This window comes from Anabaena sp. TISTR 8404, assembly GCF_056847745.1.
This window is the reverse complement of the sequence record NZ_CP180578.1, coordinates 140,579-159,652: the sequence shown is the minus strand read 5'-3', so window position 1 is coordinate 159,652 and position 19,074 is coordinate 140,579. Positions and strand designations below refer to the sequence as shown.

Below are 19,074 nucleotides of genomic sequence, written 5' to 3'. Positions count from 1 at the left end.
AAAAGACTACTGACATGAATCCCGAAGTATCAATCATCATTCCGGCTCATAACACAGAAAAATATATAGCGCGGGCTATAGAATCAGCTTTAGGGCAAACCCTTACCAATGTGGAAGTGATTGTAGTCGATGACGCATCTACTGATTCTACTTTAGAAATCATTAACAGCTTTGCGGATTCACGCCTCAGAGTCTTTGTTAACCAACAAAATTTGGGTGTGGGTGGCGCACGTAACCGGGCGCTGAAAGAAGCTAAGGGAAAATGGATTGCCGTCTTAGACTCTGATGACTGGTATGCACCAGACAGGTTAGAAAAACTTTTGCAAGTAGCGATCGCCCAAAACGCAGATATCGTGATTGATGACTTAAACTTTATTCAAAGCAGTGAACAGCAGCCTTGGAGTACCTTACTGCGAGAAAGTGGCGAGCAAATTCAAACTATTAAACAAATTGACCCAGTATATTTTGTCAAAACAGATTTATACGGGCAAGTAGGATTACATCTCGGTTTTGCCAAACCTTTCTTTAAAAGAACCTTTTTACTAGAGCATGGCATTACCTATAACGAAACAATGCAAGTTGCTGAAGATTTCCAGTTGACTCTGCAATGTTTAATTGATGGTGCTTACTGTGTATTTGTCCCACACCCCTACTATTTTTATTACTTTCGTCCAGGCTCTCTCGTTACCCAAAACAAACTCAGACAAATTAATCAGACTAGCAAAGCCATCCAAAACTTTTTACAACAAGAAAAGGTGCAAAATAATCCAAACTTAGTTGAGGTGCTATCTCAAAGCTTGGCAATTTTACAAAAAAATAAAGCCTATTATAGTGTTGTCGAACCTATCAAACAACAAAAGTTATTAACAGCTTTATTGGAGCTAATACGTAATCCTTATTTCTTTGTACATTTCCTGAGCAAACTTAAAGTAATATTGCTGCGCCGTTTTAGATATTACATTCTTGGAGATAAATTAGTCTACGAAGTAGCATATCGTAGAAATAATTAATATATAAGTTTTTTTAAGTCTTTCATTTGTTCAGCACTAATATTGCCTCTAATTCCTAATGGTAGAAAAACGCAAGTTAATCAGTAATTCTCTCGCAATGCTCATTAATCGGTTAACACAAAGCATTGCAACATTTGTATTAACCGCCGCTATAGCTCGGATTTTAGGTGCTGAAGCTTTAGGTCAATATCTACTAGCATTTAGTTATTACTTTATCTTTGTCAATATTGCCTCACAAGGGTTAAAAGTTTTGTTCACAAGAGAACTAGCTCGTGAGCCAGAAAAAACACCAATTTTTCTCACGAATGGTACCTTGTTACAATTCGTTTTTGGTCTTATTGGTTATGTAGCATTGTGTATTGTCGTGTTTTTATTGCCTTATAGCACTGAAACCTCGAAAATTTGCTACATCATGGGTTTAACCATTATTCCATTCTCGTTGTCCAATATCACTGAAGCAATTTTTCAGGCTCAAGAAAGGATGCATTTGATTGCTCTTTCTACAGTACCTGTTTATATTGTTCGCTTATTGGTGATGATATGGGCAATGCAAATGAAGTACGGAGTAGCTACTTTAGCAGAACTTCTATTAGTTTCAGAAGCAATAATTTTAGTTATTCAATGGCTATTACTTATAGGTACAGTTCAACTTAAATGGCAAATTGATCGAGATTTTATTTGGAATAGTATCAAAGCTGCACGTACATTTTTTGCAATTGAAGGAATAGCTGTAGTTAATAGCAGACTGCAAATTTTAATTCTTTCACTTTTAGGAAATGAGTTTTTAGTCGGAATTTATGGTGGAATTGTTCAATTAATGCAGCCATTTGTTATTATTGCTAATAGTATGGCAACAGCCATATTTCCGAGTTTATCTAAAGCAGTAACTCAAGGACAAGAAAATCAGCGTCAAATCACAGAAAATTTTATTGAAATACTCTTGGCTATTGCTTTACCTTTATTAATTAGCTGTTTATTTCTTAGCAAAGATTTATTGATTTTTTTATATAACCCTAGTTTTGCCCAAGGTAGCCTAGCCCTGAATATTATTACCCTAACTTTGCTGTTTTTACCATTCAATCGCGCATTATCTTATCTTCTGGTTGCTAATGGTTTTGAGAGATTTAATTTGCGCGAAGTAGTAGTTACCACAACATTAGGAAGTTTTGCAGGTGTCGTATTAGTATCCCAATTTCAATTAATGGGTGCAGCAACCACAGATTTATTCATCAAGCTGTTTGCCTTTGGTCAGTATGTTTACTACACATATAGCCGTTTATTTTCATTAAATTTGTGGCAGATTCTGCGTCGTCCTCTACTGGTTAGTACTTTGATGCTACCTGTATTAATAGTCTTACAAAAAGTTAATTTCAATTTCCTGCTAACGCTGATTATCTCAACTTCTTATTATGTATTGATTATTGGATGTTTAGGTGTCTATACTTTGGGCGGGCCACGTGCTGTATGGTTAAAACTTTTAAAAAAGGCGTAAACAGATTAAATCAAAAAATGATCAAGCTAAATTTAAAGTATCAAACAAATTAGAGAGATGAAAACAGCATTATTACAATCAGAAGAAATAATAAGTAACGACAATAACCAAGAAATGGTTAGTGTCGTTATTCCTACCAGAAACAGACCACAAGTTGTTAGCAGGGCGGTGAAAAGCGCATTAGCCCAAACCTTAGCAACCATTGAAGTGATTGTAGTGGTAGATGGGCCTGATGGCGAAACAGTCAAAGCGCTCTCTGAAATAGGAGACTCCAGACTAAAAATTCTGGAATTAGTCAACAATATTGGCCCATCAGGAGCCAGAAATGCGGGAGTTAAAGAAGCTAAAGGTTATTGGATAGCCTTTCTTGATGATGATGATGAATGGCTACCACAAAAATTAGAACGTCAACTAGAATTAGCCAAAAATTCTAGTTATGATTATCCGGTGGTTGCTAGTCGTTTTATTTCTCTAACTCCCAAGGGCAAATTCATTTGGCCTAGAAGATTACCTAAACCCTCAGAACCTTTAAGTGAGTACTTATTTGTGCGTAATTCTTTTTTTCAAGGAGAGGGATTTATGCAAACCTCTACTTTTTTTACTAAAAAAGAATTATTACAAAAAATGCCTTTGGATGAAAAATTTTATCGCCATGAAGATTGGGAATGGTTACTGCGAGTTAGTGCAACCGAAGGTGTGGGGGTAGAATTTGTCCTTGAACCTATGGCAATTTGGTATTCAGAAATCGGGAGAAAACGCTTAAGTAACATTAAAGATTGGCAATATTCTCTAGATTGGCTGCATTATATCCGCAATTTAGTGACACCCAAAGCTTATGCTGGCTTTATAGTGACGGTTATTACACCTTCTGCATCTTTAATGAGAGATTGGAAAGCTTTTTGGCCTCTATTGTGGGAAGCTCTACGTTGGGGTCATATGAGACCGATAGATTTATTTTTATATTTAACAATGTGGCTAATACCACAACAACTTAGACAGCAAATTCGTGCTGTTATTTCTGGGAAATTCAAGTCATCTTGATTATCAGGCGATCGCACTTCTGTAAAGTTAAGTTAGTATCTCACTATTTTTCTAGCTTGGTATTACTATTAACAATTTTGATGAAGCTATATGGGTGCTTTGATGAGAAAACTACTAGCATTTGCAGAATATGCCTTTACAGTAGTGTCTTTACTACACTATTCAGGAGGCCCATTAGTTGTGATCCTTTCGGGAGGGGTAAGTGAAGGAGATGGTGCAGAAGGTTTACCAAACTATCCCTTAATTCAGTTGATCTTTATGGTGATCTACATAATTACCTTTTGTTTACTTGTTTTACGGTGGAAAAAAGTTATTTATGTACTCAGCAAAGATAAATTCATTTGGTTATTAGTAGTACTGGCTGCCATCTCAGTCTTTTGGTCTTCTATTCCTGAGTTAACCAGATCCAGAAGTATAGCTTTATTTGGAACAACAATTTTTGGTCTTTATTTAGCTACACGTTACACATTAAAAGAACAGCTACAGCTATTTGCTTGGATGTTTGGTATAGCAATTATCTCTAGTTGTTTATTTGCTGTAGCTTTACCCAAATATGGAATTATGGCAGGATTACATGCAGGATCTTGGCGTGGAATCTACAGCCATAAAAATGTTCTGGGGAAAATTATGGTGCCAAGTATATTTGTATTTTTATGTCTTGCTTTTAATCAGAAAAAAAATAGTTTACTTTTGTGGTGCGGCTGTATATTATCGATAATTTTATTAATACTTTCAACCTCAAAAAGTGCTTTATTAAATTTTGCATTGCTTTTAGTCGCATTAGTAATTTATCAAGTTTTTAGATGGCAATTAAATTTCATGATTCCTGGAATTACTGGTCTAGCAACTATCGGCTTTGGAATCAAGATATGGTTAACAGCTAATGCAGATAAACTTCTAGCTTCAGTTGGTAAAGATGCAACATTAACAGGTCGTACAGACTTATGGCCACTTGTGCTGGATAAGATCTGGGAAAGACCTTTGTTGGGTTATGGATTTGGTAGTTTTTGGTATGGATGGGAGAGTGAGGCTGCTTCTATTTGGTATGCAACTGGCTGGTCTCCACCTAATGCACATAACGGTTTGTTAGATTTATTTCTTGATTTAGGTATTGTCGGAGTAACAATTTATTTATTGGCATTTTGTATAAATTTTTTTAAAGCATTAATTTATTTACGTTTAAATCACGATTCACTAAATCTTTGGCCAATAACTTATCTAACATATATAGTCTTAGCAAATCTTACTGAAAGTACAATGCTAATTCAAAATAATATATTTTTTATATTTTATTTAAGTGTAATTTTTTCGTTAAGTGCAGTCTCTAAAAACCAAAACAAGGTTTTTGCTTGAGTTATAAATTTGCAAAACTGATAACAATCAACTATTAGATATTTAATAAAAATAAATATCTCATATCAATTGCTGATTTTATTGAGTAGGAGAAATGTGGATATTATGAATCAAACAGAAATTGTCATGCTAGGAGATAGCTTAGAACATCATGGAGGTATAGTTACAGTTGAAAAACTGATTCTGAAAAACATATCCACTAATGTTAAAATTCAACACATTACTACTCGAGAAGATGGCTCAGCAATACATAAAATAAGTGTTTTTGTTAAAGGTTTATTTACTCTTTTGTTGAGATTATTGACTAAAAAAACAGATGTTGTACATATTCACATGGCTGATTGGGGAAGTGTTTTCCGCAAAGCAGTGATTACTACTATTAGTTTAGTATTTCGTAAGCCAGTATTAATTCATGCTCATGGCCCTGAATTTCATTTAACTTTTAATTCATTGCCTAAATGGGTACAAAAGTTATTAAGTTTGATATTTAGTAAATGTCAAGGATTTATTGTTCTATCTAATAGCTGGAAAGATTTTTATATACCTAACTTATGTTTAAAAACAGAGCGAGTTTTTGTATTGCCTAACCCTGTATCTATTCCAGATAAAATTCCAGAACACCTAGATATTAGTAAAGTAAGAATAGTATTTTCAGGGCGTATTGGTCAGCGTAAAGGTGCATTTGACTTAATTAAAGCATTTGCTAATTTGCCTGCTGAGCTAAAAGAGCGAGCAGAATTAATTTTCGCTGGAGATGGAGAAATAGAGCAAGGGCTAGATTTAGTCAAAAATTTAAATTTAGCAGGTTATGTTACTTTTATGGGATGGCTTAGTTCCGATAAAAGAGATGAATTACTAGCGAATTCTCACATCTTTGTTTTGCCATCTTATAACGAAGCTTTGCCAATGGCATTATTAGAAGCTATGGCTTGGGGATTACCAGTAGTTACATCACCAGTAGGAGGTATCCCTGAAATTGTTACTTCTTATCAAAATGGTTTGTTAGTAACTCCAGGTGATATTCAACAATTAACAGAAGCTATTCAATCTTTAATTGAAAATCACAATTTAAGAAAGAAACTAGGAAATAATGCGAGAAGCAGTATTTTAAGTTTTGATGTCAAAGTTTATTGTGATAATCTGTTGAATATCTATCAGTTAATATCCAAAAATTATCAAGAGGTCAATACAAAATGAGTGTCGTCATTATTACTGGTTCGGCTGGTTTAATTGGGTCTGAAGCAGTGCGTTTTTTCGGCAATTTAGGAATGCATGTCGTCGGTATTGATAATGATATGCGGAAGTTCTTTTTTGGTGAAGAAGCTTCAACTGACTGGAACCGCAAACGCTTAGAAGCAGAAGTAGAAAAATACGAACACTACGACGTTGATATTAGAGATTTTCCCAAAATCAAAGAAATTTTTGAACGCTTCGGTAAGTCAATATCATTAGTTATTCACACAGCGGCTCAACCTTCTCACGACTGGGCAGCTAGAGATCCATTTTCTGATTTCTCAGTGAATGCTAACGGTACTTTGAACTTATTGCAAGCAACACGAGAAAACTGCCCTGATAGCCCGTTTATTTTTACATCTACTAATAAGGTATATGGTGACTTACCTAATTATTTGCCTTTAGTAGAATTAGAAAAACGTTGGGAAATAGACTCCTCTCATCGTTATTATGCCGGTATTTCTGAAGATATGAGTATTGATAACAGCAAACATTCTCTTTTTGGCGCATCTAAAGTTGCTGCTGATGTACTTGTCCAAGAATACGGCCGTTATTTTGATATGAAAACAGTCTCGTTTCGTGGTGGATGTCTGACAGGGCCAAGCCACTCTGGAACTCAACTGCATGGTTTTTTAGCTTATTTAATGAAATGCACTGTAACAGGTAATCCATACAGTGTTTTTGGTTATAAAGGTAAGCAAGTACGGGACAACATTCATTCTTCTGACTTAATTGCTGCCTTTTATGAATTTTATAAAAATCCTGGAAGTGCAGAAATATATAACATCGGTGGTGGTCGTGAAAGTAACTGCTCAATGTTAGAAGCTATTGAAATCTGCCAAGAAATATCAGGGCGAGAATTACAATATTCTTACAAAGAAGATAATAGAATCGGAGACCATATTTGGTATATCAGTGACCTATCTAAATTCAAAAATAAATACCCAAATTGGTCAATAAAATATAACGTTAACCAAATACTCCAAGAAATTTACGATAAGAATGTTGATAGGTGGTTATAATCATGATTAATTATGGCAAGCACTCCATTTTAGGAGTCAATATTCATGCGGTAGATTATGAGTTTGCTGTTGCTAAAATTGTTGCAGCAGCAGAACAAAAACAGCCTTGTTCTGTGAGTGCGTTGGCTGTTCATGGGGTGATGACAGGATTTATGGATTCTACGCATTTAAGAAGATTAAATGGTTTGGATCTTGTAGTTCCTGACGGACAACCTGTGCGTATGGCTTTAAAAGTACTTCACAACAAGAAGCTACCAGATCGTGTCTATGGCCCTAACCTAACTTTAAAAGTTGCTGAAGCTTTTGCCGAGCGGGGATTAAAGCTTTATTTGTATGGCAGCAAACAAGAAGTTTTAGAGAGACTTGTTGTCAACTTAAAGCGGCGTTTTCCTAAGCTGTTGATAGTAGGACAAGAACCTTCAAAATTCCGCAGGTTGAGTGAAGCAGAACGTCTAGAAGTAGCAAACCGAATCAAGTCATCGGGTGCTGATGCTGTTTTTTTAGGCTTGGGTTGTCCAAGACAAGAAGTTTGGGCTTATGAATATCGAGACTTGCTAAATATGCCGATTTTGGCTGTTGGTGCAGCTTTCGATTTCATTGCAGGCAACTTACCTCAAGCACCAAAACTATTACAGGATTATAGCCTCGAATGGCTCTATCGCTTGATTCAAGAACCTCAACGTTTGTGGCGACGTTATTTGATCCTTAACCCTATTTATGTGTGGAATATATTTCTACAGTATGTAGGATGGAGAAGGTTTAATCCCGCTATGCCTGATGGTAAAGAGCATATCGAATCTTTTGGCTAATCACTCTGCTGTGATAACCAAGGTAATACAGCAATCCTAAAATAGAATATGAATAAATCTAAATTGGGATTGCTGTATGGTTACAATAAAAAACCATATGCGGTTAAAAAATCAGCGATCGCATATGAGCATTTTTTTATAGTTTTTAGGAAGTATATACTTTGTGCTTGATAATTTCTTACCAAAAAATTATTCAAGAGCTTCGTCTATTGCCATGTTATATCTGCAAACTATATACCTACTATGATATGACTTGGCTAGTTTATACTATAGTTTAATCTGCTGTACGTAAATTAGCGTTTGAGCAGCAAAATTATTTAATATTTTACCTTTGACAGTTGGTGTCAGAAACTTCTATGGAAGCTAGAGAATCTATTGACCTAGACCTGCGTCGTTACTTATCTGCCTTAAAAAGACGATGGATACCAGCAACTAGTATATTGGTAGGCACGATCGCACTGAGTGCATTAGCAACAATCTATATCAAGCCCTCCTACCAAGCAGAAGGGAAATTATTATTTAGAATTCCCTCTTTTAAGGTCGTAGGCTCTAGTCTCTTACCTAGTAATTCTGACGGAGAAGAACCAAGTGATTTAAGATCATTGGTAGCAACTCAAAATCCGATCACCACTCAAATAGAAGTTATATCTTCCCATCCTTTGTTACAACGTACTATCGATAAACTACAACTCAAAAATGCAGAAGGTGAACCATTAAAAGTCGAAGACTTACAAAAGAACCTGACATTAAAGATTGTTGGTGGTACAGATATACTGAATATTACTTATAAAAGTCGTAATCCTGAAGAAGCAGCGGCAGTAGTTAATACTGTCATGAATTTGTATTTAGAAAATGATGTTCTGACAAATCGCGCAGAAGCAGAAGCGACAAGGAAATTTATCGCCAAACAGTTACCGCAAAGTGAAGCTGCTGTTCAAAAAACAGAAGTAGCGCTACGGATATTTAGACAAAAGAATAATATTGCTGATTTAACAGAAGAAACAAGGTCAGCCGTTGCGATTATCGGCGACTTAAATAACCAAATCAATACTGTGCGATCGCAACTAGAAGATGTCAACGCGCAAACAAATCAACTGCGGCAAAAACTTAACCTCAACTCCCAACAGGCGCTCGCAGTCAGTTCTCTCAGTCAATCACCCGCTGTACAAGGAGTACTAACACAACTTCAAGACGTAGAACGACAGTTAGCCAACGAACGCAGCCGTTTCCAAGATGAAAACCCTATAATTGTTAACCTAGAAGCTAGGAAAGCGAGTTTAACGGCTCTCCTCCAACAGGAAATTGGCAACACTTTGGGTACACCAGCACAAGTACCGCAGCGGCTATTGCAGATTGGAGAGCTAAGACAAACACTAATCGCAAACTTTCTGCAATTAGAATTGCAACGTATTGGCTTGATAAATAGGCTTACCTCTTTGTACAACTCCCGCTCCACCTACGAACGGCGGACGAAAATTATTCCCCAGTTAGTACAAACTCAGCGCCAGTTAGAGCGAAATGTTGAAGTTGCCGAATCTACTTACCAAAGTCTCTTAAGGAAAGTTCAAGAACTACAAGTTGCAGAAAACAGAAGTGCGCCTAATGCTCGCATCGTTGCTCAAGCTATAGTTCCGGACAAACCAGAATCCGGGAAAAAATTGATTTTGGTGGCATTAGGAGTAATATTCGGTACTTTTTTAGCCACAACCGCGATTCTCTTGCTAGAAATAAAAGATAAATCGCTAAAAACCCTCAAAGAAGTTAGGGAAGCATTTGATTACACATTATTGGGTACAATTCCTTTAACTTCCACCAAAGCACGCTCTCGCGATCGCAATATCGAATCAACCCCTACGGAAATAGCTGTGAGAGATTTGCCACACTCTCTAACCAGTGAAATGTATCGGATGATTCAAGCAAATTTAAAATTTCTCAGTTCTGATAAAGTGCTGAAAACCATAGTAGTTACTAGTGCCGTACCTAAAGAAGGTAAATCTACAGTTTCAGCAAATTTGGCAGCTGCGATCGCCCAACTAGGACGTACAGTTTTACTCATTGATGCAGATATGCGAGTCCCTTCGCAGCATCATCTTTGGCAACTTACCAATGCCGCAGGTTTGAGTGAGGTTCTTGTTGGTCAGGCAGAATTTCACACCGCTGCATGTCCAGTCATGGATAATCTTGATGTTTTAACAGCAGGAGTTCGACCTCCCAACCCATTAGCTTTGCTAGATTCAAAGCGGATGGCCTCATTAATTAAAGATTTTTCCGAGCAATATGACTTTGTAATTATCGATGCTCCTCCCTTGCTTCTGGCTGCCGATGCTTTAACTTTAAGTCAAATGTCGGATGGAATTTTGTTAGTTAGTCGTCCTGGTGTAATCGACTCCAGCAGTGCTGCTGCTGCTCAAGAAATGTTATCAAGATCCAGTCACAATGTCTTAGGTTTAGTAGTGAATGGCATTATCGATCAAAATGAATCAAGCCACTACTTTTATCATGCTCAGAAATATTTTACGCCTCCAGAATCAACAAAAGAAGTTGTGTTACAAAAACGTATTAGAGAATAAGATTCTGTGGAAATCAAAGTTTTGGTAACACAACCTAAGAGCGATCGCTCTTACTAGAACTGGTATTCGTAAGCCCCGATATCAAACCTCGTACCAGATGGACGAGGGTTACCAGCAAAATCAGTTGTTAACATATTCCACTTCAAACCCTTGTCAATTCCTGGACTGTCTGCTTGAAGCCGAAAGTCACCACTTGCTGGATTGACAAACTGTGGATCAGCAACAATATCGTTAGGCCCCTTCACAGCTATATTAGAACTGTTGGCATAGATATTATAGTCATAAGTGACATTAATGTTTTGGTAGTTGTTGTTCACCTTCTTGTCAGGGAATGCATACAAAATATTATTAACAATGTTCACATCTTCTGAAATGTTAGCAATGATTTGCCCATGTGTAATTTCTGGACTTTGGTTATTGAGATAAGAAACATTGTTCACAATATCAACATGGTCACTTCGATGTGCAATAATGCCTGAGCCACCATTTTTATATGTAATATTGTTGGCAATAAAAGTACGCCCTTTATAGGCTGCTGAAGTTAAGCCACTTTGAAAATGGTCAAAATCGTCAATAATCAATCCATGACCATCTTGGATAGACCCTTTTAAATACCAGGGAATGTACTGTCGATTGTTGTAGATTTTATTGTTAGTTATGAAGATTTTGTATCCTTGGTTGTTGTCAGAATTCCAACTCTGATACAAGGAAATACCACTGTTACCTAAAGCAGAGTACCAACAATTATTAAACACTTCATTGCCATCTATCTTTATATAATCAGATTTCATAATGGCAATGCCTGCTCCTCCACACCCATGTATTTTATTATTCAGAATCCGAATGTGATGGGTATACCCATTTTTACTTCCATCAACAGTAATGCAATTACCGTTAGTCAATGGGGTTGATGTGTTTGTCTTTTGGCTTAACGCATACTCAAGAGTGATATTGGCATTGTTGCCTTCTATTTCCAACCCATCTATCTCGATATAAGACACTCCATCTCTAATCAAAATGCCATTCCAGGCATTGTGCTTAATTTTTGGTTTATGTCCTGGATAAGCTTTGTAGGTAATCCAAGCATTAGGCGCACCAGATCGTCTAATACCAAGTGCGAATCCAGAATGCGGATTAGTGTACACCCCATTCATAATGAATACTCTATCGCCAGGGTTAGTCAGGTCTGAGGCTTTCTGAATCGTTCTAAATGGAGATGCTGTGGATAGTCCATTATTAGTATCGCTACCACTGCCACTGACATAGTATGTTTTCGGACTCGTTGTTTGGCTAATAACTTGACGACGGGGAATTGAAACTTCTGGAACAGTAGATAAAACACGAGCATCTTTTACTAAAGCTGCTGTAATACTTTGTACATCCACAAGCGTACATAGCACTGAAGGCAGTACCAACAAAGCACTGAAACTTGAACTCTTCATCATTAAAGGAAACACTTTGATCTTCGATACTGTTACTGAAAGATATCTGCTAACGTAACAAGCAAGCTGTGCTTTGTTGATTTTTGGTAAATCAACTCAGATTGGCAAATTTATTGACAATCAATCCAACTTAACTGATACTTGACTGATAAATTCAAGTAACCCATCTAGTATCCAGAGTGTTGGAGAAATTGTCAAATATATTAAACTTACCAAAGTAAATATTTTTTGATGGTAAAAAGTCTTTATTAAATATCAAAAATATGATATCTAAAGGAGTAAAATGAGTATAAAACAATTTTTGAGAAGCAAAAAAGCATCTCAAAGTATAAGCATGTTCTTTTCATAAACTTAGCCTGTTTTAAAATTTTAAATATAAAATTCAGATTTTATAGATCTTTTATAAGCAAAACTTAATATATAACTATTAAAAATAGTTTATGTAATAGTTAATAAATCCTTTGTTTTCTTAATTTTTAAAATTTTAATTATTATAAACACTCTATCAAATATCATTTGAATAACTGAAATTTATAATTTCTTATGGCTTTTACTTGTGGTTATTTGTTGCAAAAAAATCTAACAATCAACCCTTTTTCCAAAGAAGAAAAAAGGGTTCCTGATTTTATAAAGTTGTGCGGTATCTTCTATAACATCTGCCGCTGAGCAAGGCTAGTACTCATACACCCCAATATCATAACCTGCACCTGTTGGGCGAGCTTTACCGACAAAATCTATTGTTAGCATACTCCACACTAAACCTTTATCAATAGCTGGACTTGTTGACTGAAGTCGAAAATCAGCATTTTCCGGATTAACAAACTGGGGATTAGCTATAATATCTTTACCTCCCTGTGCAGCTATAAGAGAACCATTAGCGTAAACATTATTGTTATAAAAAACATTGGCATTTAGGGTGTTACTATTTACCCGCTTGTTAGGAAAGGCATAAAGAATGTTATTAAAAATTTTGACATCAGATGCCTCATTAGCAAATATTTGCCCATCATCAATTTCGGGGCTTTGGTTATTCATATAAGCTGTGTTGTTGATCATATCAACATGTTCACTCCTATAAGCATGAATGCCAGAACCTCCATTCTTATAGGAAATATTATTAGCAATAAAAGTTCGTCCTTTATATGCTCCTAACGTTGAGTTATTCTGAGTATTTTTTGAATCATCCACGATGATACCATTACCGTCGTCAACTTTCCCCGTAGCAATCCAAGGAATATATTGCCGATTGTTATAGACTTTGTTATTTGTCACATACATCTTGTATCCCTGGTTGGTGTCAAAATTCCAATTTTGATACAAGGAAATACCACTATTGCCGTAAACCGAGTACCAAGCATTATTGAACACTTCATTGCGGTCTATTTTTATATAGTCAGATTGAATAACAGCAATGCCTCCACCTCCACATCCATGTATTTTGTTGTTGAGAATTCGGATGTGATGGGTATGACCATTTTTACGTCCATCAATAGTAATGCAGTTGCCGTTAGTTAATTGATTTGATGTGTTGGTCTTCTGGCTTAAAGCATAATCAAGAGTAATATTGGCATTGTTGCCTTCTATTTCCAAACCATTAACCTCAATATACGACGCTCCATCTCTGATTAAAATGCCATTCCAGGCATTGTGCTTAATTTTTGGTTGGTGTCCTGGATAAGCTTTGTAGGTAATCCAGGCACTGGCAGTACCTGAGCGCATAATGCCTAGTGCATATCCAGAGTGTGGATTGGTGTACAAACCATTCATGATGAGTACTGTATCTCCGGGTTTGGTAAGATCTGCCGCTTTTTGAATCGTTCTAAAGGGAGATGCTGTAGAAAGTCCATTATTGGTGTCGCTACCACTGCCACTGACATAATATGTTTTCGGACTTGTTGTTTGGCTAAGTAAATAACGATTTGGGATGGCGACTTCTTGAACAGCCGATGAAGGACTGACTTGTTTGGCTATGGCGGCTGTAAGACTTTGTACATCCATTAAACTGCATAGCACTGTAGGCAGTACGAAAAAAGCACTGAAACTCAAGCTCTTTTTCATTACAGGGAACACTTCTATCTGCGAGATTGTTATTCAAAAGTACTTTGAAGTTCTCAGTGTCGCCTCTGTAAAATTACTAACTAAGAATATGCAAATTATATGTAAACTGATTTAAAAAATTGGTATAAATTAAAACTATACTGGCAACAGAAATCCCAAAATTAGTTGCTGTATCCTCACAAGTTCCTCAAATTATCTTTCTATAAACAAAAGTGTGAGACCTAAGAGCCAAACAAGTGACTACAAATTTTTGCAGAAGCACTTACTAGTTAGTTTTGAGTGTTTGTTAAATTTACACAAACACTGCTACTGTGCCAATACTTGGAGGCTCTGAAATATCTCCATCTATTATGGAAAACTCTACTATGCTAGATACATTGTTATATTCAGAAACCTCTAACCCAACTTCTAAAGAACAAGCTGTAGTTTTACCTTTAAATAATGTCGGAATTGCAGATATCTCCTTAGTCGGTGGCAAAAACGCATCTTTAGGAGAGATGATTCAGCAACTGCGCCGCAAAGGAGTAAAAGTCCCTACAGGCTTTGCTACAACTGCGTTTGCTTATCGCTACTTTATTTCTGCGGCAGGAATAGAAACACAACTGCGAGAGATATTTGCAGATTTAAATGTGGAGGATGTGCAGAATTTGCGGCAATGCGGTAAAAAAGCGCGAATGCTGATGCTACAAACTCCCTTTCCGCCAGAATTACAAGCTGCGATCGCTCAATCTTACCAAAATCTTTGCCAAGAATATGGTGCTGATACTGATGTTGCTGTTCGTTCTAGCGCTACTGCCGAAGATTTACCGGATGCCAGCTTTGCTGGTCAACAAGAAACTTACTTAAATGTCCACGGACTACAAGCAGTTCTAGAAGCTTGTCATAAGTGTTTCGCTTCAATTTTTACTGACCGTGCTATTTCCTACCGCCAAATCAAAGGCTTTGACCACTTCAATATTGCCTTATCTGTCGGTGTGCAGAAAATGGTACGTTCTGATTTAGCTGTTTCTGGCGTGATGTTTTCTATCGATACAGAAACAGGTTTTAAAGATGCGGCCTTGATTAACGCAGCTTATGGTTTAGGTGAAAACGTTGTTCAAGGTGCAGTGAATCCTGATGAATATTTAGTTTTCAAACCGACTTTAAAACAAGGATATCGCCCGATTATTCAAAAGCGCCTAGGTACAAAAGAAATTAAGATGGTTTATGACCTAGAAGGCTTGAAATTAACCAAAAATATCTCTGTCCCGCCAGCCGAACGGAATCAATACGCCCTCAACGATGACGAAATTTTACAACTAGCAAACTGGGCTTGCATCATTGAAGAACATTATTCCCAAGTGCGTGGAACTTACACGCCGATGGATATTGAATGGGCGAAAGATGGTTTGACTAATGAATTATTTATTGTGCAAGCACGTCCAGAAACAGTCCAGTCCCAAAAAATTAAAAATGTTCTGAAACAGTACCAATTAAAAGAAAAGGGTGAGGTACTGCTAACAGGTCGCAGCGTCGGCGAAATGATTGGCCAAGGTAAAGCCAGAGTAATTCTTGACGTGCGCCAAATTCACCAGTTTCAACCGGGCGAAGTACTGATTACCAACCGCACTGACCCTGATTGGGAACCGATTATGAAACAGGCAAGTGCAATTGTCACCAATTCTGGTGGACGAACTTGTCACGCAGCGATTATTGCCAGAGAACTAGGAATTCCGGCGATTGTTGGTAGCGGTAATGCGACGACTGTATTAAAAACTGGCGAAGAAATTACCGTTAGTTGTGCTGAAGGTGAAACGGGGAAAGTATATCAAGGTTTATTACCTTATGAAGTGCAAGAATTGCCTTTAGAAAAATTGCCCCGTACCCGCACTCAAATCATGATGAATTTGGCTAATCCTGAAGAAGCTTTGGGTTTAACTGCCATTCCTAATGATGGTGTGGGATTAGCCAGGATGGAATTTATTATTAACAACCACATCAAAGCCCATCCACTAGCTTTAATTCACTTTGATCAGTTAGAAGACGAACTAGCGAGATACAAAATCGCCGAATTAACTGCCCAGTACGAAGATAAAGCAAAGTTCTTCGTTGATAAACTAGCGCAAGGCATTGGCACGATCGCAGCTGCTTTTTATCCTAAACCAGTAATTGTCCGGCTATCGGATTTCAAGAGTAATGAATATGCCAATCTCTTGGGTGGTAAGCAGTTTGAACCCAAAGAAGAAAACCCGATGATTGGTTGGCGTGGTGCTTCTCGCTATTATGACCCCCGCTACAGTGAAGGTTTTGCCCTAGAGTGTCAAGCCATGAAGCGGGTACGGGATGAAATGGGTTTAACCAATGTAATTCTCATGATTCCATTCTGCCGTACTCCTCAAGAAGGTCGGCGCGTGTTAGCAGAAATGGCGCAACATGGTTTAGTACGAGGAGTCAACGGATTGCAAGTTTATGTGATGTGTGAATTGCCGAGTAATGTGCAACTTGCAGATAAATTTAGTGAAATCTTTGACGGTTTCTCCATTGGCTCGAATGATTTAACCCAATTGACATTAGGACTCGACCGAGATTCAGAGTTAGTCGCTCATTTATTTGATGAACGTGATGAAGCAGTAACAAGAACCATAGCTAATGCGATCGCTACTGTTAAACAGTATGGACGCAAAATTGGGATTTGTGGACAAGCACCTAGTGATTATCCAGAATTTGCTCGCTTTTTAGTCGAACAGGGAATTGATTCTATTAGTCTCAACCCCGACTCAGTACTCAAGACACTGTTAGAAATTGCCGCTGCTGAAGAAAGTAAGCGTTAGGAGAAGTGTGAAGTCTGAAATTTCATGCTTTAGCCTTCTGTCTCCTACCTTGTGATAAATAACAAATGATTCAGGATTTGTACTTATGTTTAGGAAAATATTAGTAGCAGTTAATGATACAGAAATTGGTCGCCATGTTTTTGAACAAGCTCTATCTTTAGCAACATTAACTAATGCTGAATTGATGTTGCTACAAGTTATCTCACCTTTCAATGACGACTATTTGAATGCGTCCGAGATGGAAACACATAGTCGCTATGCTACTTCTCAAATTCATAATGTGGAATATTATTTAAAGCAATGGGAAGCACTGAAGCAAAAAGGAGTTGAATTTTTAACATTACTTACTAATGAGGCGATCGCTAAGGGTATAGCAGCAGAATTTACCCAAGAATTAGGCGACCCTGGTCGCGTGATTTGTGAAGTAGCTAGGAATTGGAACGCTGATGTAATAGTTATCGGTCGTCGTGGTTTGAGTGGAATTAGTGAGTTATTCCTCGGTAGCGTTAGTAATTACGTATTGCATCATGCACCTTGTTCAGTTCTGACAGTTCAAGGTGTAATTACTGCAACTACAGATACCCCAATAACAACCTCAACAGTTGCTAATTAAGCAGAATTTAGGCACAAAAGTTGATTGTTATGATTGGATGAAAGGGTTCAGGATATATGGGTTTTGACTACTCATACCATAGACCCATATACCCTTCTCCCAACTGTTGATTTTTAGTTTCCATACTCCAGTTTTATCAACATCAAGTATTGCAAAGATCTTTAACTAACTGCCTCACAGTTGCTCAGATTTTTTCTAAAATTAAAGTAGCAAAAAAGTTGACTGTTTAATATCATTAATCCCTAGCTAAGATAGGCATTTTACAAATTCAATTAACAGATTTAATTGTTCAAGCATTAAGAAGAATATTTTTGTAATTAATGTCTATCTATTTCTGTCAATTCGCCAACTTGGGTCATACAAGTAAAGCAAGGATTTTTATTGGCAACTTATTGGAATATTTTTTATAACCTAAACAATAATTAGGATGCTTTTACAAAAGTAGTTAGAAAATTTTGAACTTGGAATTGCTTAGGAGCTACAGACCATGAGTACCATTGTTCAACGGCAAAAAGAGTTTAATTTCTTCGATTTATGGGATAGGTTTTGTGCTTGGATTACTAGTACAAATAATCGGATTTACATTGGTTGGTTTGGTGTGTTAATGATTCCCACTCTTTTAGCAGCCACCACCTGTTTTATTTTGGCTTTTATTGCTGCTCCATCTGTAGATATGGATGGCATTCGTGAACCAATTATGGGTTCACTAATGGATGGTAATAACTTAATTACAGCCGCAGTTGTGCCGACCTCAGCTGCTATTGGTTTGCACTTTTACCCTATTTGGGAAGCTGCATCAATTGATGAGTGGTTATATAATGGCGGGCCTTATCAATTAATTGTGTTGCATTTTCTGATTGGGATTTGGTGCTATTTAGGGCTACTGTGGGAACTTAGCTATCGCTTAGGTATGCGTCCTTGGATAGCAATTGCTTATTCTGCACCTGTGATTGCAGCTACTTCAGTTTTGCTCGTTTATCCCATCGGTCAAGGTAGTTTTTCTGATGGTTTACCTTTAGGAATTGCTGGCACTTTCCACTTTATGTTGGCTTTCCAAGGCGACCATAATATTCTGATGCATCCGTTCCATATGTTGGGTGTAGCGGGTGTTTTTGGTGGTGCATTCTTGAGTTCTTTACATGGGTCTTTGGTGACTTCAACCTTACTTCGGAATACTGATGAAAATGAATCAATCAATGTTAAATATAAGTTAGGTCAGCATAAACGTACCTACAATTATTTGGCAGGACATTATGGTTTTTTAGGACGGTTATTGATTCCTACCTTTGGGAGTAAAAATCATCGCTCTTTTCATTTCTTATTAGCAGCATTACCAACAGTAGGTATTTGGTTTGCAGCGATGGGAATTTGTTCAATGGCTTTCAACTTGAATGGATTTAACTTTAATCATTCAATTTTAGATAGCCGAGGTAACGTGATTAAAACTGACGCAGATATTCTCAACCGTGCCAACCTGGGTATTACTGCAATGCACGCTCCTAATGTGCATAATTTCCCCTTAGTTTTGTCTAGTGGTCAGCCTATTCCTGTGAGTTAAAGGTTTTAGTACCTTTTATTTCCTGAATCAAAACTATCTCTAATGCTCAATCAAGCAGGTGGA

13 protein-coding genes are annotated in these 19,074 nt (G+C 37.1%); 11 read left to right on the top strand and 2 right to left on the bottom strand.

The genetic code is table 11. The features are described 5' to 3' along the window. Positions 1-14: 14 nt before the first annotated feature. From ACMX3D_RS00790 to ACMX3D_RS00755, 8 genes are all read left to right on the top strand, one after another. Positions 15-1,010 carry a glycosyltransferase family 2 protein gene (locus ACMX3D_RS00790; protein WP_482749600.1) on the top strand — a complete coding sequence of 332 codons (996 nt, stop codon included), beginning with the start codon at positions 15-17 and terminating at the stop codon, positions 1,008-1,010. Positions 1,011-1,068: 58 nt separating this feature from the next. Further along, positions 1,069-2,502 carry an oligosaccharide flippase family protein gene (locus ACMX3D_RS00785; protein ID WP_482749599.1) on the top strand — a complete coding sequence of 478 codons (1,434 nt, stop codon included), beginning with the start codon at positions 1,069-1,071 and terminating at the stop codon, positions 2,500-2,502. A gap of 57 nt (positions 2,503-2,559) precedes the next feature. After that, positions 2,560-3,543 (top strand): glycosyltransferase family 2 protein, encoded by a 984-nt coding sequence (locus tag ACMX3D_RS00780; RefSeq protein ID WP_482749598.1) that lies wholly within the window; start codon positions 2,560-2,562, stop codon positions 3,541-3,543. A gap of 90 nt (positions 3,544-3,633) precedes the next feature. Beyond that, positions 3,634-4,896 (top strand): O-antigen ligase family protein, encoded by a 1,263-nt coding sequence (locus ACMX3D_RS00775; RefSeq protein ID WP_482749597.1) that lies wholly within the window; start codon positions 3,634-3,636, stop codon positions 4,894-4,896. A gap of 105 nt (positions 4,897-5,001) precedes the next feature. Beyond that, positions 5,002-6,093 carry a glycosyltransferase family 4 protein gene (locus tag ACMX3D_RS00770; protein WP_482749596.1) on the top strand — a complete coding sequence of 364 codons (1,092 nt, stop codon included), beginning with the start codon at positions 5,002-5,004 and terminating at the stop codon, positions 6,091-6,093. Beyond that, a complete protein-coding gene (locus tag ACMX3D_RS00765) occupies positions 6,090-7,151 on the top strand; it encodes an NAD-dependent epimerase/dehydratase family protein (protein ID WP_482749595.1) in 1,062 nt (353 codons plus the stop codon). Before ACMX3D_RS00770 ends, ACMX3D_RS00765 begins: the two co-directional genes overlap by 4 nt. 2 nt (positions 7,152-7,153) lie before the next feature. Then, positions 7,154-7,960, top strand: a complete 807-nt coding sequence (locus ACMX3D_RS00760) for a WecB/TagA/CpsF family glycosyltransferase (RefSeq protein ID WP_482749594.1) — start codon at positions 7,154-7,156, stop codon at positions 7,958-7,960. Between the two features lie 341 nt (positions 7,961-8,301). Further along, positions 8,302-10,530, top strand: a complete 2,229-nt coding sequence (locus tag ACMX3D_RS00755) for a GumC family protein (protein ID WP_482749593.1) — start codon at positions 8,302-8,304, stop codon at positions 10,528-10,530. A gap of 53 nt (positions 10,531-10,583) precedes the next feature. Here ACMX3D_RS00755 and ACMX3D_RS00750 read toward each other — a convergent pair whose 3' ends face one another. Next, the gene (locus ACMX3D_RS00750) at positions 10,584-11,930 is read right to left on the bottom strand and encodes a choice-of-anchor Q domain-containing protein (protein WP_482749592.1); all 1,347 of its coding nucleotides are present in this window, start codon (positions 11,928-11,930) and stop codon (positions 10,584-10,586) included. Between the two features lie 714 nt (positions 11,931-12,644). After that, positions 12,645-13,970 (bottom strand): choice-of-anchor Q domain-containing protein, encoded by a 1,326-nt coding sequence (locus ACMX3D_RS00745; protein WP_482749591.1) that lies wholly within the window; start codon positions 13,968-13,970, stop codon positions 12,645-12,647. 425 nt (positions 13,971-14,395) lie between these two features. Here ACMX3D_RS00745 and ppsA point away from each other — a divergent pair, with 425 nt between their 5' ends. The 3 genes from ppsA (at position 14,396) to psbA (ending at position 19,011) form a co-directional block, all read left to right on the top strand. Then, the gene (gene ppsA, locus ACMX3D_RS00740) at positions 14,396-16,840 is read left to right on the top strand and encodes a phosphoenolpyruvate synthase (protein WP_482749590.1); all 2,445 of its coding nucleotides are present in this window, start codon (positions 14,396-14,398) and stop codon (positions 16,838-16,840) included. An 85-nt stretch (positions 16,841-16,925) separates the two neighbouring features. Then, positions 16,926-17,453 carry a universal stress protein gene (locus tag ACMX3D_RS00735; protein ID WP_482749589.1) on the top strand — a complete coding sequence of 176 codons (528 nt, stop codon included), beginning with the start codon at positions 16,926-16,928 and terminating at the stop codon, positions 17,451-17,453. A 487-nt stretch (positions 17,454-17,940) separates the two neighbouring features. After that, positions 17,941-19,011, top strand: coding sequence for a photosystem II q(b) protein (gene psbA, locus ACMX3D_RS00730; RefSeq protein WP_482749588.1), 1,071 nt, complete (start codon positions 17,941-17,943; stop codon positions 19,009-19,011). The last annotated feature ends 63 nt before the right edge of the window (positions 19,012-19,074 follow it).

Bases quoted from the DNA above. Each gene is read 5' to 3' on its own strand.
- ACMX3D_RS00790 (WP_482749600.1), top strand. From the start codon at position 15: ATGAATCCCGAAGTATCAATCATCATTCCGGCTCATAACACAGAAAAA.
- ACMX3D_RS00785 (WP_482749599.1), top strand. From the start codon at position 1,069: ATGGTAGAAAAACGCAAGTTAATCAGTAATTCTCTCGCAATGCTCATT.
- ACMX3D_RS00780 (WP_482749598.1), top strand. From the start codon at position 2,560: ATGAAAACAGCATTATTACAATCAGAAGAAATAATAAGTAACGACAAT.
- ACMX3D_RS00775 (WP_482749597.1), top strand. From the start codon at position 3,634: ATGGGTGCTTTGATGAGAAAACTACTAGCATTTGCAGAATATGCCTTT.
- ACMX3D_RS00770 (WP_482749596.1), top strand. From the start codon at position 5,002: ATGAATCAAACAGAAATTGTCATGCTAGGAGATAGCTTAGAACATCAT.
- ACMX3D_RS00765 (WP_482749595.1), top strand. From the start codon at position 6,090: ATGAGTGTCGTCATTATTACTGGTTCGGCTGGTTTAATTGGGTCTGAA.
- ACMX3D_RS00760 (WP_482749594.1), top strand. From the start codon at position 7,154: ATGATTAATTATGGCAAGCACTCCATTTTAGGAGTCAATATTCATGCG.
- ACMX3D_RS00745 (WP_482749591.1), bottom strand. From the start codon at position 13,970: ATGGATGTACAAAGTCTTACAGCCGCCATAGCCAAACAAGTCAGTCCT.
- ppsA (WP_482749590.1), top strand. From the start codon at position 14,396: ATGCTAGATACATTGTTATATTCAGAAACCTCTAACCCAACTTCTAAA.
- ACMX3D_RS00735 (WP_482749589.1), top strand. From the start codon at position 16,926: ATGTTTAGGAAAATATTAGTAGCAGTTAATGATACAGAAATTGGTCGC.
- psbA (WP_482749588.1), top strand. From the start codon at position 17,941: ATGAGTACCATTGTTCAACGGCAAAAAGAGTTTAATTTCTTCGATTTA.